Here is a 17,058-nt window from a genome sequence, read left to right on the forward strand (position 1 = left end):
GTGAATGTGAGAGGGAATGGTGTTACCGCCAGGCGGGGTCCTTGGCCAGTGAATAACGACCTGCGCCAAGAAACGCCACGGTTAACGAGCTGATAAAGTAATAGACCAGGCTTTCAATCGCCCAAGCACCAACCGCATCAAGTTGGAAGGTTTTACCGGTACCCACCATCAGCCACGCGATAATCATGGTAAATGCCAGCAAAAGTGCCGCTGGGCGGGTCAAGATGCCAACGATAATCAGGCAGGGAGCCACGACCTCGCCAATTAGCACGCCATAGGCGATAAAACCGGGAAACCCTTTTGCGATTAGCATACCGCTGATCCCTTCCACGCCGTAAAATAGCTTATGTAATCCGTGGAACAGCATCAGGCCGCCTACCGTAATCCGTAACAGAAGTTTGCCAGCATCTTCATGATTCAGTGATTTATTTACTAAGCCTAACAACGATTTGATCATTTCTGTTTCTTCCTTTTCTTCCACGCAAACATAAATTATGCAGAATAATACCTCTTTACGGGAGGGGGGGTTAGGAAAATTATCAGAAGGTCATTTCTAGCAGTGTATGCCCCCTTTTTTGTTGTAAATGAAAAAGAGTGGAGGTCAGGTGGACTCGGGGAGCGGGTAATGATTCGAAACTGAAGGGTAACTGATGCTATCGGCATGTTAGACGTAGCGGTAGAACAGCTTTTTAACTATGTGGTTTTTTGAGAAAAGCAAATGTGGTTTTTTGAGAAAAGCCAAAGCATAGCTCGGTTTTTAATCATAGGAACCTCTGCAGAGGGTGTGTGAACGGCAGTAATTAGCGGTCAAATGCGATTCGCTTCTAAGGTTTTGTACAATCGTATTCTGAAAATGGCGCATTGCCTGTTAGATGGAACTTCTGTAATCGCCGTTAAATCGACGCACTTGTCCTATTCATATTGCGCACATTTTTTGAAAAAGGGGCAAAGTCAACGTTCCAGGGTAACACCGCCTCAATTTATTCCAACGTATCCAGAGGCAGAACAGGAGCGCGAGGAAATCGAGGATTCAAATTGTTGCAATGGGTGTAGATGATCTTGGTTGGCATCGAACTGATTCAAATGATACGTAAAGGACGATATCAACCTCAGCAATGTAAGGGATGGTGGCATGTGGAACAATGTTAACGATTGGTTGCCTAACCAAGCGAAATGTGAAACTTTACTAACTTATCTACGCAAATATAATCGAGTGAAAATCAATCAAAGAGAATGAGAGATGATGATCAAAAATGTATTCCTAGGCCTTTTGTTTTGCCTCAGTATGCCTTTAGCTGCGCAGTCTCCCCAGAAACCCGATACCGAGTTGATATCTCCGGAATCAGTATCCTACAGCCCTAGCCAGGACGTTTATTTTGTTTCAAACATGAACGGCCCTAATGGTGATTTGTCCAATGACGGGTTTGTCAGCAAGATGGCACCCGACGGATCAATTTTGGAATTGAAGTGGATTGAGGGGGGAAAAAACGGGGTCGTACTTCACGCTCCGGCAGGCATGGCGATAGGGAATAATATATTGTGGATGACCGACTACAATACGGTAAAGGGTTTTGACCTGACCACAAGAGAGTTGGTAGGAGAATACGTCATTCACCAAGCATCTATGCTCAACGACATTGCTATAGATAGCCAAGGCAATTTATACGTTACCGATAGCGGCATCTTGTTCAACCAGGATAAAGAGACCAAAGATAAAAACAAATTTATCCCCACGGGTACAGATGCCATCTACAAAATAGACGGGCAAGGTAAAATTATTCGTTTAGCATCGGGGGTGCATTTAGATAACCCCAACGGCATAGCCATATCCCCCGATGATCACGTCTATTTTGTAACCAAAGGTGGGGGAGTATTCCTGATGCAGAATGACGGTACGGTACAGGAATATATCAAATTGCCCCATGGCCGCCTTGATGGGATCGCATTCTCCAAAACGGGGGCGTTGTTTGTAACCAGTTGGGCAGGGGAAGGTGTTTATAGGATCAAGGACGGCAAAGTTTCATTGTATGCCGAAAACCTCAGTTCGCCGGCATCCCTTGGCTACGACTCAAAACGGAACACACTGGCCATTCCGCTACTATTGGGAAATCAAGTGTCGCTCATTAGCGCAGGCTGATGAGATAGCACAGCAAAAAACAGATTGTGCCGCGTTAAACAATACTGTGTTCATTTCTGCCATAACGTTTCTACCATAACGTTTCTACCATAACAACGGCTAAGCGATGGCTAAGCGATTTTCAGTATGACGGAATACAGGTGAGTTCCGTCATGCTCTGCTGTTTGCGGAAATTGAGAGCATACACTTGAGATTTTTACAGTGCGTTCACGTCACTCTGTTGGTTGATGGTTTGCCGATTTTGATGTCATTTCAGATCTCCTTTTATTGAAAGTTTTGTCTCTAAAAAAACCGGTGCCTTAAGTTAAATACCGGTTGACTGATTATTTCCCTAACCTCTTTGGGTGCAATGCCCAGAATCTTGGCGTTCTGCTCTACTTTTCAGCTGCTTCGCGAAGTGTGCCGAGCCATTTTGGAGAAGGGGCCAACTCATCATCCCTTTCGGCCAATTGGCGCTTGACCAGGTATTATTATTTTGCTATCGGATTATTGTTACTTAGCGATAATTGTACATTGGGTAGGCATGCCATTATTGCTTAGCGCGCTGCATGGCATTCTTTGAGTCTAATTAAGACTTTTCCTATATAAACAATTATCTCTGTTGTTCTATCTTTGATTCGACTTAAAGCTCGATCGATATGTAATTCGCTCATGGTTGAATATATTTTATTCTGATCATGAGTCGCCATGCGCTAAATAATAGATATTACTGGCATAAATCACCTTGGTTTAAGCAAGTATGAGTTTGATATTTTTAGTTTTTATGATTGAGTCACAAGAGGTTGCTTGATATTTCATTGGTTACATTTTTGCAACATAAATATGAATAACAATACCTTTGTGTTGACCAAATTTAGACCAGTTTAATGGTCTCTATTTAAGTACATAAGGCCTACGATTAAGAATTTCATGATGGCTAGAGTGAGTGGGAAACAGCTCATTTTAGGATGAATGGCGTAATACGCATAATTAGGGAGGGCTATCATTATTTATACACTAAATAATTCGAGTTGCTTGTAGGCAGCCAACGATGGAGTCCCCAGAAGCATAGCTGACTATGTGACTGGGGTGACAGAGTGCAGCTAACACCCAAGCAGCTTGAAGGATGACGAGTATATAGGTTGAAACGAGAACGACTGTTCCATATTTGTTCTTTTTTTAGTAGATGCCAATCAGGGATAAGGCGGCGTTGACTTCACGTTATATTGCTTCCCCATTTTCCCCATTACGATTACACGATTTTTATCATGAACCCTATTACCACTTCACGGCTTGATACCAGATTGAGTCAGTGAGCATCTTTAATGCTTTTTAGAAAATAGGGTGGAAATTGGGCAAATTTGAGAGATTTTGCCTTGCCCGTTATTAAATAGGATAACTGCGTAATGCCACATAAAGTTGATAAAAAAAACTATGGTAATGCATCAGAACCGGAGGGGCCGGTGATTGGGGCTCCGCCACGGAAAATGAAAATCATTACCTGGATTAATATTCTCGTTCAGTTGCTGTTGCCTGTAAGCTTGTCGTTTACTCCGGCGATTGCAGCAGCTTCTTCTGAGCACACCACGTTAACGTCGGTAGCGACGGATTCCTATACGCTGGGGGTGGGTGAAAGTGTCACGACGGTAGCCAAAAAGTACGGTGTTTCCGTTGATGAGTTAAAAAAACTTAACCGCTATCGTACGTTCTCCAAGCCTTTTAATACATTAACGGTTGGGGATGAAATTGATGTGCCGCGCAAGTCTTCCCTGGTTGAAGCAGGCACACAACAGCCTGATCTGACAGACAATAAACTGGCAGATTACGCCATGACCGGTGGTAAGGCGCTGGCCAGTGAGAATGCCACCAAATCGGCAGAGGCAATGGCCCGTTCTGCGGCTAGCAATAAACTCAATGATTCGGCCCAGCAGTGGTTGAGTCAGTTTGGTACTGCCCGTGTTCAGTTGAACGTCGATGACCATGCTCATCTTGATGGCAGTGCTGTGGATGTGTTGGTACCGTTGTACGACAACCAGCGCAACATGCTATTCACTCAACTGGGCGTTCGTAATAAAGACAGCCGTAATACCGTGAATGCGGGGATGGGATTTCGTACTTTCAATGATCACTGGATGTACGGCATCAATACCTTCTTTGACGATGATATCACCGGAGATAATCAGCGGGTCGGCGTGGGGGCTGAAGTCTGGACCGACTATCTGAAATTGTCGGCTAACAGCTATTTTGCTCTGAGCGACTGGCATCAGTCGCGCGATTTTGCCGACTATAATGAACGCCCGGCCGATGGCTACGATGTGCGAGCCGAAGCCTATTTGCCTGCTTACCCACAATTGGGTGGTAAGTTGATGTATGAGCAATACTATGGCGATAACGTCGCGCTATTTGGTAAAGATCACCTCCAGAAAGATCCCTATGCAGTGACTGCAGGTATCGATTATACCCCTATCCCGTTGCTCACTGTGGGGGCGGAACATCGCATGGGGAGCAGTGGGAATTCAGATGACAGCATCAGCTTGCAGTTTAATTATCATCTAGGAGAGAACTGGCGTTCCCATATTGATCCGTCAGCCGTAGGCACTAGCCGGACACTCGCAGGTAGCCGCCTTGATCTGGTTGAGCGTAATAATGATATTGTGCTGGACTATCAGAAGCAGGAAGTGATCCATCTGTCCATGCCAGAAGAGTTGGTCGCTGATGCCGGTTCAACGCTGATGCTAAGCGCACAGGTTACCGCTAAATATGGTTTGGCGCATATTGACTGGGACAGTGGGGCACTGATAGCTGCAGGGGGAAAGATACAACAAACAGCTACCCAGACATTAGCCATCACCCTACCTAATGACCAGACTGAACATAGTTACCTTTTTGGCGCCGTTGCCTACGATACGCAAGGTAATGCCTCTAACCACGCGACAGTACTGATAAAGGTGATGCCACCCAGTTTCAATACTCAGTTATCGACTTTGATAGCTGACCAGACTCATATGCTCGCCAACGGTAGCGATACCTCGCAGGTAACCTTAACGTTGCGGGATGGTAACAACAATCCAGTAAGTGGTCAGGTTGTGACCTTTTCTTCAACGCTGGGTACCGTTGGTGCGGTCACTGAGACCAGCCGAGGCGTGTACAGTGCGAGCTTGATGGCGGGTACGGCGGCCGGGCAGGCCAATATCACGGCCAGTGTCGGTGGGATTGAGATAGCTATAGCCCCAGCCAAGGTGATGCTGACTGCTGATATCAATAACCTGAGGGCATCCACCTCGAGTTTGGTAGCCAGTCCCTCGACGATTGAAGCTAATGGCAGCGCCACTTCGGTTGTGACCTTAACGCTGCGTGATGCTAACAACAATCTTGCTTACGGCCAGACGGTCAACTTTGCCACGACACTGGGTACTCTCAGTGCGGTGAGCGAGATTGGCAACGGGGTCTACAGTGCCACATTGACCGCAGGTATGGTGGTGGGGCAGGCGAATATCACGGTTACTGTCGGTGGTACCATCCTGAGTGATCTTAGCACCAGTATTACATTAAAAACTGGAGCGATTAGTGCCAGCAATTCGACGCTGGTTGCGAGCCCGTCCACTATCGTGGCGGATAACAACAGTGCATCGACCCTGACGCTTAACCTCAAGGATGCCAACGGTAACTCAGTGGTAGGCCAGAATGTTACTTTTATCAGCAGCTTGACCAATAGCCAGATTGGTACCCCCATTGATCACCAGGATGGCACTTACACTGCGCTGTTGACGGGTACTACCGCCGGTCAGGCTGATATTACCGTCAAAGTAGGGGGTTCGGCCTTAGCGGTCAATGCGGCCAGCGTAACGCTAACGGCGGACAGCAGCAACCTGAGCACCAGCAAGTCAGCGCTGGCGGTGAGTGATGCCAGCATTGTGGCTAACGGGACCCAGACCTCGACGCTGACCCTGACCCTGAATGATGCCAATGGCAACGGGGTGAGTGGTCAGACGGTGGAGTTTGTCCCTGACTTGACCAACAGCAAAGTGGGCACGGTGACCGATAACGGCGACGGCACCTATACCGCAACGCTAAGCGGCATTACCGCGGGCACGGCGGCGATTACGGTGACGGTGGGCGGCAAGGCTTTTGCGGTCAACACTGCCAGCGTGAAGCTGACGGCGGACAGCAGCAACCTTAGCACCAGCAAATCAGCGCTGGCGGTGAGTGACGACATCATTGTGGCTAACGGCACCCAGACCTCAACGCTGACCCTGACCCTGAATGATGCCAATGGCAACGGGGTAAGTGGTCAGACGGTGGAGTTTGTCCCTGACCTGGCTAATAGCAAAGTGGACACGGTGACCGATAACGGCAACGGGACTTACACCGCAACGCTGAGCGGGATCACCGCAGGCACGGCGGCGATTACCGTGACGGTGGGGGGCAAGGCTTTTGCGGTCAATAGCGCCAGCGTGACCTTGACGGCGGACAGCAGCAATCTGAGCACCAGTAAGTCTGTGCTGGCAGTCAGCCCGCCGAGTATTGTGGCTAACGGCACCCAGACCTCGACGCTGACCCTGACCCTGAACGATGCCAATGGCAACGGGGTGAGTGGTCAGACGGTGGAGTTTGTCCCTGACCTGGCCAACAGCAAAGTGGACACGGTGACCGATAACGGCGACGGCACCTATACCGCAACGCTGAGCGGCATTACCGCAGGCACCGCAGCGATTACCGTGACGGTGGGCGGCAAGGCCTTTGCGGTCAACCCTGCCAGCGTAACGTTGACGGCGGACAGCAACAACCTGAGCAGCAGTAAGTCTGTGCTGGCAGTCAGCCCGCCGAGTATTGTGGCTAATGGCACCCAGACCTCGACGCTGACCCTGACCCTGAATGATGCCAATGGCAACGGGGTAAGTGGTCAGACGGTGGAGTTTGTCCCTGACCTGGCTAATAGCAAAGTGGACACGGTGACCGATAACGGCAACGGGACTTACACCGCAACGCTGAGCGGGATCACCGCAGGCACGGCGGCGATTACCGTGACGGTGGGGGGCAAGGCTTTTGCGGTCAATAGCGCCAGCGTGACCTTGACGGCGGACAGCAGCAATCTGAGCACCAGTAAGTCTGTGCTGGCAGTCAGCCCGCCGAGTATTGTGGCTAACGGCACCCAGACCTCGACGCTGACCCTGACCCTGAACGATGCCAATGGCAACGGGGTGAGTGGTCAGACGGTGGAGTTTGTCCCTGACCTGGCCAACAGCAAAGTGGACACGGTGACCGATAACGGCGACGGCACCTATACCGCAACGCTGAGCGGCATTACCGCAGGCACCGCAGCGATTACCGTGACGGTGGGCGGCAAGGCCTTTGCGGTCAACCCTGCCAGCGTAACGTTGACGGCGGACAGCAACAACCTGAGCAGCAGTAAGTCTGTGCTGGCAGTCAGCCCGCCGAGTATTGTGGCTAATGGCACCCAGACCTCGACGCTGACCCTGACCCTGAACGATGCCAATGGCAACGGGGTGAGTGGGCAGACGGTGGAGTTTGTCCCTGACCTGGCCAACAGCAAAGTGGGCACGGTGACCGATAACAGCGACGGGACTTACACCGCAACGCTGAGCGGCATTACCGCAGGCACCGCGGCGATTACCGTGACAGTCGGCGGCAAGGCCTTTGCGGTCAACCCTGCCAGCGTGACGCTGACAGCGGACAGCAGCAACCTGAGCACCAGTAAGTCTGTGCTGGCAGTCAGCCCGCCGAGTATTGTGGCTAACGGTACCCAGACCTCGACGCTGACCCTGACCCTGAACGATGCCAATGGCAACGGGGTGAGTGGGCAGACGGTGGAGTTTGTCCCTGACCTGGCCAACAGCAAAGTGGGCACGGTGACCGATAACAGCGACGGGACTTACACCGCAACGCTGAGCGGCATTACCGCAGGCACCGCGGCGATTACCGTGACGGTGGGGGGTAAGGCCTTTGCGGTCAACCCTGCCAGCGTGACGCTGACGGCGGACAGCAGCAACCTGAGCACCAGTAAGTCTGTGCTGGCAGTCAGCCCGCCGAGTATTGTGGCTAACGGCACCCAGACCTCGACGTTGACCCTGACCCTGAACGATGCTAATGGCAACGGGGTAAGTGGTCAGACGGTGGAGTTTGTCCCTGACCTGGCCAACAGCAAAGTGGACACGGTGACCGATAACAGCGACGGGACTTACACCGCAACGCTGAGCGGCATTACTGCAGGCACCGCAGCGATTACCGTGACGGTGGGTGGCAAGGCCTTTGCGGTCAATAGCGCCAGCGTGATGCTGACAGCGGACAGCAGCAAGCTTGACCCTACTAAATCTACCCTGACTGCTAACCCGGTGAGTATCGTAGCGAACGGGACGGCGACCTCGGTGGTGACTTTGACGCTGAAAGACGTCAACAACAATACGGTAAGTGGTCAAACCGTGACTTTCGCAACCTCATTGGGGGCTATAAACACCGCGACTGAAACGGTGGCAGGTTCCGGTATTTATACGGCCACCCTGACCGCCGGCACGCTGGCGGGTATGGCAAATATCACCGTTAAGGTGAATAGCAATCCGCTGAGTAATACCGCGACGGTGACGTTGAACGGTGATAGCAGCAAGCTTGATCCTACCAAGTCTACTCTGGCCGCTAACCCGGTGAGTATCGTAGCGAACGGGACGGCGACCTCGGTGGTGACTTTGACCCTGAGAGACGTCAACAACAATACGGTGAGTGGTCAAACCGTGACCTTCGCAACCTCATTGGGGGCTATAAACACCGCGACTGAAACGGTGGCAGGTTCCGGTATCTATACGGCAACCCTGACTGCGGGTACGCTTGCTGGTAAGGCTAACATCACCGTCAAGGTGAATAGCAATCCGCTGAGTAATACCGCGACGGTGACGTTGAACGGTGACAGCAGCAAACTTGACCCAGCCAAGTCTACCTTGATCGCTAACCCGGTGAGTATCGTAGCGAATGGGGCGGCGACCTCCGTAGTGACCTTGACGCTGAAAGACGTCAACAACAATACGGTGAGTGGTCAAACGGTGGCTTTTGCAACGTCGTTGGGGGCTATAGATACGGCGACAGAAACGGTGGCAGGCTCCGGTATTTATACGGCCACCCTGACTGCGGGTACGCTGGCGGGTACGGCGAATATCACCGTCAAGGTGAATAGCAATCCGCTGAGTAATACCGCGACGGTGACGTTGAACGGTGATAGCAGCAAGCTTGATCCTACCAAGTCTACTCTGGCCGCTAACCCGGTGAGTATCGTAGCGAATGGGGCGGCGACCTCGCTGGTGACCTTGACCCTGAGAGACGTCAACAACAATACGGTGAGTGGTCAAACCGTTGCCTTCGCAACCTCATTGGGGGGTATAGATACGGCGACAGAAACGGTGGCAGGCTCCGGTATTTATACGGCCACCCTGACTGCGGGTACGCAGGCGGGTACGGCGAATATCACCGTTAAGGTGAATAGCAATCCGCTGAGTAATACCGCGACGGTGACGTTGAACGGTGATAGCAGCAAGCTTGATCCTACCAAGTCTACTCTGGCCGCTAACCCGGTGAGTATCGTAGCGAACGGGACGGCGACCTCGGTGGTGACTTTGACCCTGAGAGACGTCAACAACAATACGGTGAGTGGTCAAACCGTGACCTTCGCAACCTCATTGGGGGCTATAAACACCGCGACTGAAACGGTGGCAGGTTCCGGTATCTATACGGCAACCCTGACTGCGGGTACGCAGGCGGGTACGGCGAATATCACTGTTAAGGTGAATAGCAATCCGCTGAGTAATACCGCGACGGTGACGTTGAACGGTGACAGCAGCAAACTTGACCCAGCCAAGTCTACTTTGACTGCTAACCCGGTGAGTATCGTAGCGAATGGGGCGGCGACCTCCGTAGTGACCTTGACGCTGAAAGACGTCAACAACAATACGGTGAGTGGTCAAACGGTGGCTTTTGCAACGTCGTTGGGGGCTATAGATACGGCGACTGAAACGGTGGCAGGCTCCGGTATCTATACGGCGACCCTGACTGCCGGTACGTTGGCGGGTACGGCGAATATCTCCGTCAAGGTGAATGGTAATACCCTGAGCAAAACCGCGACGGTGACGTTGACTGCCGATCCATCTACTGCTGCAATCACCGCTTTGACTTCTACTGTACCTAAGGTTGCGGTGGCAGTAGTCACGGATAGTGGTAACAACCCAGTTCAAGGTATGACAGTCACATTCAGTGTGCCGGGTGGCAGTGGCGTATCTTTTGTCTCGGGTAATACCGCAGTCACTGATGCAACGGGTAGCGCTTCGATCAACTTTACTACTACTGATGCAGGTGCTGTTACTACGCTTACCGCGACGGTGACGAATAGCAGTAATCAGGTAAGCAGTAAAACTTTGAATATTGAGGTAGCGCCAAACTTTGCCAAAGCAACGGTGGATACCCAATTAAACTCTTCACCGTCACTGTTTGGTATCGCAAGTGGTTTCCCGACAACAGGGTTTACCAATGCGACCTTCCAGTTGGCACCACATGGTAATACTGCGCAAAACAGTAATTATACCTGGACGAGTAGTCAGTCATCTGCCGTGTCAGTGTCTAATACTGGGGCCGTGACAATGGCTTCACAACCTAGTGGTGAGGTGACGATTACTGCTAAATGGAACAGTGATACGTCAGTGGTATTTACCTATAAGTTCACGGTTAAAACATGGATTGCCTATGTTTACAATGGGATATCCTCCGGTTCGGCGGATATTGCTACCCTCAACTGTATTAACAGTGGTTATGCAAGGATACCGACGATGAATGAAATGTTACTAACCACACCAGCCAGTGGTAATGGGCAAAGAGGGCTCGGCGCTGTTTGGGCTGAATGGGGTAATCTGGCGAACTATCCTGGTTCAGGTTTCCCGGGGGCCCAACAGCGGATCTGGGTAAAAACAGATTCAGGATCAGGTCAAGTTATGGTGACAACAGGAAATGTCTCCACAGCAATTCCTGCGATCTTGGCCTGTATGAAGTAACAGGATTGACGATGTTTTGCCGCCCTTACCCAGGGCGGCTAATACTGAATATCAACAAAATTAGGGTATTGGAAATAAGCAGGCGAACTTACTAAGTTCGCCTGTTTTTGTAATCAAAACTCTAAACCGCTACTCCATTGAACTTGGGTATAGTCACCAAAGAACCCTTGGGGTCACTTCCGCTTACAATTTCTGGTACCAAGGCAATTCGCCCATACGCAGATGAGTACAGCCGAACGGGATCATAATAAGTTCGGTTTCCTCACCTTGCACAGATAGCGGGCTCTGTGGTGGTGCGCTGGCGAGACAAGGTACGGCAGACTGCCAGTTGGGCAATTGAATACCTTTGATCCGCATGGTGGATGGCGGGTTCTCTCGGCTAAAGGGGATGGCCCCCGGTATCGCCAAGGTGACCTCAACACTGCTGGGGTCGATTGCCCAGTTCCACGCTGAGGTGGGTGTCACGCTGTAGTCACAGTGCGGAAACTCGCGGTACGGCTTATCGCTATTGATGCGTTGCCATTCCTCTTCCAGCGGCAGGGCATAGACCAATGGACCATAGCTGAGGGTCAGTGCCCCTTGCTCACGAGATTCTTGCTGTAACTGGAAGTCGAACTCGATGTCGATTTGATGGCAGCCTTGCCAGTTGCGCTGTATCACTACCTCTTGCCGAGCTCCGCTACTGAAAACGGCACCATCTAGCCGGATAACTGTCCGTTCTGACCAGGAGGGAATGCGCAGGCGCACGGCAAAGTCAGCATCGTTATCGCACTCGAGTGTGATGCACACACGGTTTGCGAAGGGGTAGTGGCTGTTATTGATGACCTTGACCGCTTGCCCTTTGAGCTGGGCGGTGAACTCGAGGGGTATATAAGAGACCGCGACCAATTCCTCTGCACTTTGTAACCAGGCATGGGTAGCAAATTTGGGCAGCCCCTGATGATAGTTTGAGGTACAGCAGCCGAAGTGCGGCATCAAACCGTAGGTATTGGCATCAGGATCATTGGTATTCCATGGCATATCGGGGTCAACCACACAGGCAACCTGGTTGACCTGCTGGTTATACTGGTGCGCCCACATATCCCGGGTGAAATAGCCCGGCAAAGCGTTAAAGGCGATCTTCTCAAGGCGATCGGCAAAACTGAGATCCCCATAGATGGTGATCAGTTGCTCCAGCGAGTACATATACTCTACGGCGGCACAAAGCTCGGTACCGCGTAATGGGCTCTTACCTGCCAGGCATTCGTCACCGGTGAAGGTCCCCACCGCGGTACCATGGTGGCGATCCAGTTGGTTGATAAAGTCATAAGGTGTTTGCCGGTCACGCGCTTCACCGGTCAATTTCCACACCAAAGCATAAGCCTTGACAGCCATGGCATTGTTGACCACATGGCTCATAAAGTTCCACGCCCCTTTGGGTGTGGCTTCAGTACAGGGCCAGGCAGCAATGAAGCGCTGCCAGTTGAACCCTTGTGCCTCCAGCTTGACACAGAGGTCCAGCAGCCAAGGAGCCGGTTGGCGTTCATAGAGCCAGAAGATGGCAATAAAGGACTCGAACCAGCGGGCTTGACCCCAGTCGAACAGTGGGGTCCAGTTGATAGCGCCCTCTATCTTGCGCAGGGCCCGTTCCACGGCAGCTTCAACCCGCGCATCTTCGGTGAAGGCGTGGTATTCGATCAGCATTTTAACTGCCAGAAACTGTGCCCAGATATCATATCCTTCTTTGGCTTCTGGATTGACTGTGTTGGCATTTTTAGGGCCAAGCCAGCCATCTTCCTGCTGATGGGTGAGGATATAATCGACATAGCCGGTGATACGTGCGATTAGCCCCTTATCACCGCTCAACCAGGCAAGCGGAATGCTGCCGTCGAGCCAATAGGGCGCGCGTTCCCACCCTTCGGAATCGCCCCCGAACCAGGCGCTATCTTGCACATCAGGCCAGAATTGGTCGAGATGACCACTCATGCCGTTGCACTGGATGGTTAATTGGTCGCGTAGCCAACCGAGCGGCTGTAATTGATGCAATGGAATACGACTATAGGCGTTCGCTGTAATCATCAGGATGCACCTTTGATATCTGACTGGCCCGATGGGGATTTACCAGACACTGAGCCCTTGAAGAACAGCATAAAGCTGAAAGCAACCAGCAAGTTGAAGGCGGCAAAGGCGATCATAATGCTACGCCAGTCACGAATGCCATCATGAGTAAAGAATGCGTCGATCATCCAACCACTGGCGAAGCCGCCGAGTGTTCCGCCGACACCGATAATCATCACCTGGAGCAGGCCTTGTGCCGTGGCCTTCATGCCGTTATCAACGTTGGTTTCGAGAAATAGGGAACCTGCCAGGTTGAAGAAATCGAAGGCAACGCCCCAAACCAGCATGGAGAGGATGATCATCCACCACAGCTCGCCAGGGTTACCAAAGCCGAGCAGCAACCAGCGGGCAACCCAAGCCAGCATACTGATGAGCATGACGGTTTTCACGCTGTAGCGAGTTAGGAAATACGGCACTAGCAACACAAAGAACATCTCTGACATCTGGCCGATAGAGACGATCACCGCTGGGAAGCGGATCATGATGCTGTCACTGTAAAGAGGATTACTGGAAAAATCATGCAAAAAGGTACCGGCATAGGCATTGGACAACTGCATGCTAACCCCGAGCAAGCCGGAGAAGATAAAGAAGGCACCAAACCGTTTGTCGGCAAATAGCTTACCGAAGCTGAGGAACTGTTGTGCGACCGAGCCGGCAGTTGAACCGCTTGGGCGACACTGCGGCATGCTCATGGCGAGCACCGCTACAGCCAACGAAGAGGCTGCGGAAATATAAAACTGAAGGGGAGAGGTCTCTAACCCGGAGAGGCTGGTCAGCCACATGCCGCTGGCAAAGCCCAGAGTACCAAATACCCTAAGGGGCGGATATTCCTTGACGATATTCATGCCAGCTTGGGTCATGACACTGAAGGAGACCGAAAATGCAAGGGAGATGGTCGGGATATAACAGAGCATGTTAACCAGCATCAGCCAGAAGAGCTGTTGTGGCGTTTCCATTTGGGGGACCATAACCATGCTTGCGGCACAACCGAGTTGCAGTATGGCGTAGAGGCGTTCAGCGTTAATCCATTTGTCGGCCACGATCCCTGCCAGCGTAGGCATAAAAAGGGCGGCAATACCAATGGTGGCGAAGATGCTGCCAAATTCAGAAGCACTCCACTGTTTGGTGTGCAGGCAGTATGCACCGACTGATATCAGCCAGCTTCCCCAGGCCAGAAATTGTAAAAATTGCAGCCCTGCAATCTTGATTTTTAGTGGTTTCATATAATGTTACTCATATTATGTATGTGGCTGGGTTGATTGTTTCAGTCTACTTATGACCTGACTCTCTGTTTGTTCCCTGAAAAATGGCCCCAAAGGCATCTATAAGCGGCTAAGCCGGGCTTGGCCTGGGGCAGGCAGTAACGAAGGTGATGGTGGAGATCATCAAGAAAATGCCTAGGAAAATTTTACCTGAGGGATGGTAACTAAACTGTGATGTTGTTTGCAAAAGAGATGTAATCGATTACAATTTATTGTTAGCCCCTTCCTTTACACCTGCCGTTCGCCTCTTTTTATTCTGATTATTACTTTACAAATAGCATGAACGCCTAATATTAATTGAATAAAAACAAGTGTATATATTTTATTGTGTCGAGCATTCACAAAAAGGCTTATATCATAAATGACTTTGGTAACGATACCACCAAGTAAGCGTGATGATAAAACAGACGATGCCATGTTGGTGATCATTTGGGCGTTCACTGAATCCCCGGAGTTTTATCCAGTGAGATGAGTTTTAATGCTCAGCCCAGTAGGGCGAATAGATTGGCTGCCATACCCTGGCATTATCGTAGATACTCGCTGCCATCACGTATGCGCTTATTTCAATATGGTTTGAGCGAATATTCTGGCGGGTTGCGTAAAATTGCGTGGCGAATAGCTCTGTCCGCAGCAGAAAATGCAGCGCCTAGTGCAAGCGCAACCATGGATTCGCCAGTTTTATTGGCTGTAATAGGGGGATAGCGCGGAAACTGATACACAAAATTAGCCAAAGCAGACTAAAAAGATTTATCATCCCTATAGCTCGGCATGCTATTACTGAAACTTCACTGATTTTGTCAAATAAACTTATTTTTATCCATGTTTATTCAAGCTGCAGGAGGATAGTAATAGAGTGGTAAGTTGAATGGTCTGAAAGATCGGTTAATCACCGGTTTGAATATTACAATGTTACATGATTAGGGTAAATTAACAGGGAAGTGATTCCTGGCCTATTTAAAAACCACTTTCACTACTAACGAGTACGAGGCTAATTAATCCAATAACTTGATAGGGAATACTAGACTCACAAGTACACCTGCAACTTGATATATAACGGATATATACATATACAGGTGACACTATGTTTAATATTTATAGTACTAACTATCTATCCCTAAGTAATGAGGTGTTCGAAGACTTATCTATGTTAAGAAAGACCACATTTAAAGATAGATTGCAATGGGCAGTGACTTGCTCAGATGACAAAGAAATTGATCAGTTTGATAATGAAAGGGCGAACTATATCTTTGGGGTTGAACAGGATATGGTTATATGCGGAACCAGGATTATTGATATGAAAGATAGCAATATGTTAGACAGTACATTTTCATCGTTTTTTAATAATGTAACAATCCCAGAAGGAAGTTATATTGAATCCACACGATTCTTCGTCGATAAAAAAAGAAGCCGCACCCTGTTAGGGAGCCACTTTCCTGTTACTATGGTGCTGTTCCTATCGCTGATTAATTATGCCCGGTTACATCATTATGACGGTATTATTGCTGTTGCAAGTCATTCAATGATGCAAATCATCAAAAGTTCAGGTTGGGACGTTACCGTGTTAGCGACCGGCATGTCTGAAAAGGATGAGCCTGTTTATCTATTACTGGGCAATGTCGATATTAACAGTCAACATAACATAAAGGAAAAAATCAACAGCCGGTATATCATGCCGGATGAAAAAATACTAAGTGATTGGCCACTCTCATTTGAGCCTTCAATCTAATTAATCAACTGGTTTAATCAGTTGAAGTTCCATCCCTAGACGTATTGCATGCCGAGCATTCGTCACTCCCATTTTCTTAACGATGTTTGCCATATGAAATTTAACCGTAGGCATCTTTATGCCCAGGATAATCCCGGTCTCTTGATAGGTTTTCCCCATGCTTGACCAATAAAGGATCTCATTTTCCCTCGTGGTGAATTGATACCTGGTTTCACTGTCAGAGAGCTTTTTTTCTGATAACGAGGTTAATGCAAGATACATCTCATGTACTGAGGCTAATAATATTGAAATCTCACCTTTATTTTTGATTAAAGCTTGTGTGACTTCAGCGCTGCGCTCTGGCGCAATAATAAAGGATAAAGTAACCAGATTGTTGTTAAAGTCATGTAATACAAAGGTATAGCCATTGGTTACAGAAAATTCACGGGACTTATTAAAGATTTCATGGGATTGATGCCCTGGAGCAATGGGCAGATTTTCATCCCATGAGAATGGAGTCAATCGGTTAAGCGCAGTGATGACCACGGGGTCAGTATATTGCAAGCCTTTTTCTTTATAATGGTTGACCCAATCGCTAGGGTAGTTGGTCACTCCATAGATACAGGACATATCCCTTTTAGATAAAACCACATAGGCCCAGACAAACTCACCAATAGCATTTAATGCTTCTTCAAGGTGCTGTCGAATAATACTACTGACATTATTTTCCTGTTCCATCAATAACTCCCAACTCGTCAAATAGCCCTATGTATACTTGCCTCACCCTCGCTGGACAAGGGCGGAGTGACAAGAGATTTCAGTCGCATCACTCAT

General features: G+C 49.7%; 7 protein-coding genes. 3 read left to right on the forward strand and 4 right to left on the reverse strand.

Annotation, left to right across the window (positions count from 1 at the left end):
• Window positions 1-22 precede the first annotated feature (22 nt).
• Window positions 23-457 (reverse strand): DoxX family protein, encoded by a 435-nt coding sequence (locus ACX9GV_RS07110; protein WP_023492414.1) that lies wholly within the window; start codon window positions 455-457, stop codon window positions 23-25.
• A gap of 783 nt (window positions 458-1,240) precedes the next feature.
• On the opposite strand from ACX9GV_RS07110, the gene ACX9GV_RS07115 reads away from it, so the two are divergent.
• Both ACX9GV_RS07115 and yrIlm read left to right on the forward strand, forming a co-directional pair.
• The gene (locus ACX9GV_RS07115) at window positions 1,241-2,137 is read left to right on the forward strand and encodes an SMP-30/gluconolactonase/LRE family protein (RefSeq protein ID WP_473197550.1); all 897 of its coding nucleotides are present in this window, start codon (window positions 1,241-1,243) and stop codon (window positions 2,135-2,137) included.
• 1,385 nt (window positions 2,138-3,522) lie between these two features.
• Window positions 3,523-11,160 (forward strand): YrIlm family inverse autotransporter adhesin, encoded by a 7,638-nt coding sequence (gene yrIlm / locus ACX9GV_RS07120; protein WP_473197551.1) that lies wholly within the window; start codon window positions 3,523-3,525, stop codon window positions 11,158-11,160.
• Between the two features lie 183 nt (window positions 11,161-11,343).
• Here yrIlm and ACX9GV_RS07125 read toward each other — a convergent pair whose 3' ends face one another.
• Together ACX9GV_RS07125 and ACX9GV_RS07130 are read right to left on the reverse strand one after the other, a co-directional pair.
• Complete coding sequence (locus tag ACX9GV_RS07125) at window positions 11,344-13,218, reverse strand: beta-L-arabinofuranosidase domain-containing protein (protein ID WP_473197552.1); 1,875 nt, start codon at window positions 13,216-13,218, stop codon at window positions 11,344-11,346.
• The gene (locus ACX9GV_RS07130; protein ID WP_473197553.1) at window positions 13,218-14,480 is read right to left on the reverse strand and encodes an MFS transporter; all 1,263 of its coding nucleotides are present in this window, start codon (window positions 14,478-14,480) and stop codon (window positions 13,218-13,220) included. The genes ACX9GV_RS07125 and ACX9GV_RS07130 overlap by 1 nt, the downstream gene beginning before the upstream one ends.
• Window positions 14,481-15,600: 1,120 nt before the next feature.
• Between ACX9GV_RS07130 and ACX9GV_RS07135 the strand changes: the two genes are divergently transcribed.
• A complete protein-coding gene (locus ACX9GV_RS07135) occupies window positions 15,601-16,245 on the forward strand; it encodes an acyl-homoserine-lactone synthase (protein ID WP_473197554.1) in 645 nt (214 codons plus the stop codon).
• Here ACX9GV_RS07135 and ACX9GV_RS07140 read toward each other — a convergent pair whose 3' ends face one another.
• Window positions 16,246-16,962, reverse strand: a complete 717-nt coding sequence (locus ACX9GV_RS07140; protein ID WP_473197555.1) for a helix-turn-helix transcriptional regulator — start codon at window positions 16,960-16,962, stop codon at window positions 16,246-16,248.
• Window positions 16,963-17,058: the final 96 nt, after the last annotated feature.

Source organism: Serratia sp. 25CWL12 (assembly GCF_055790885.1).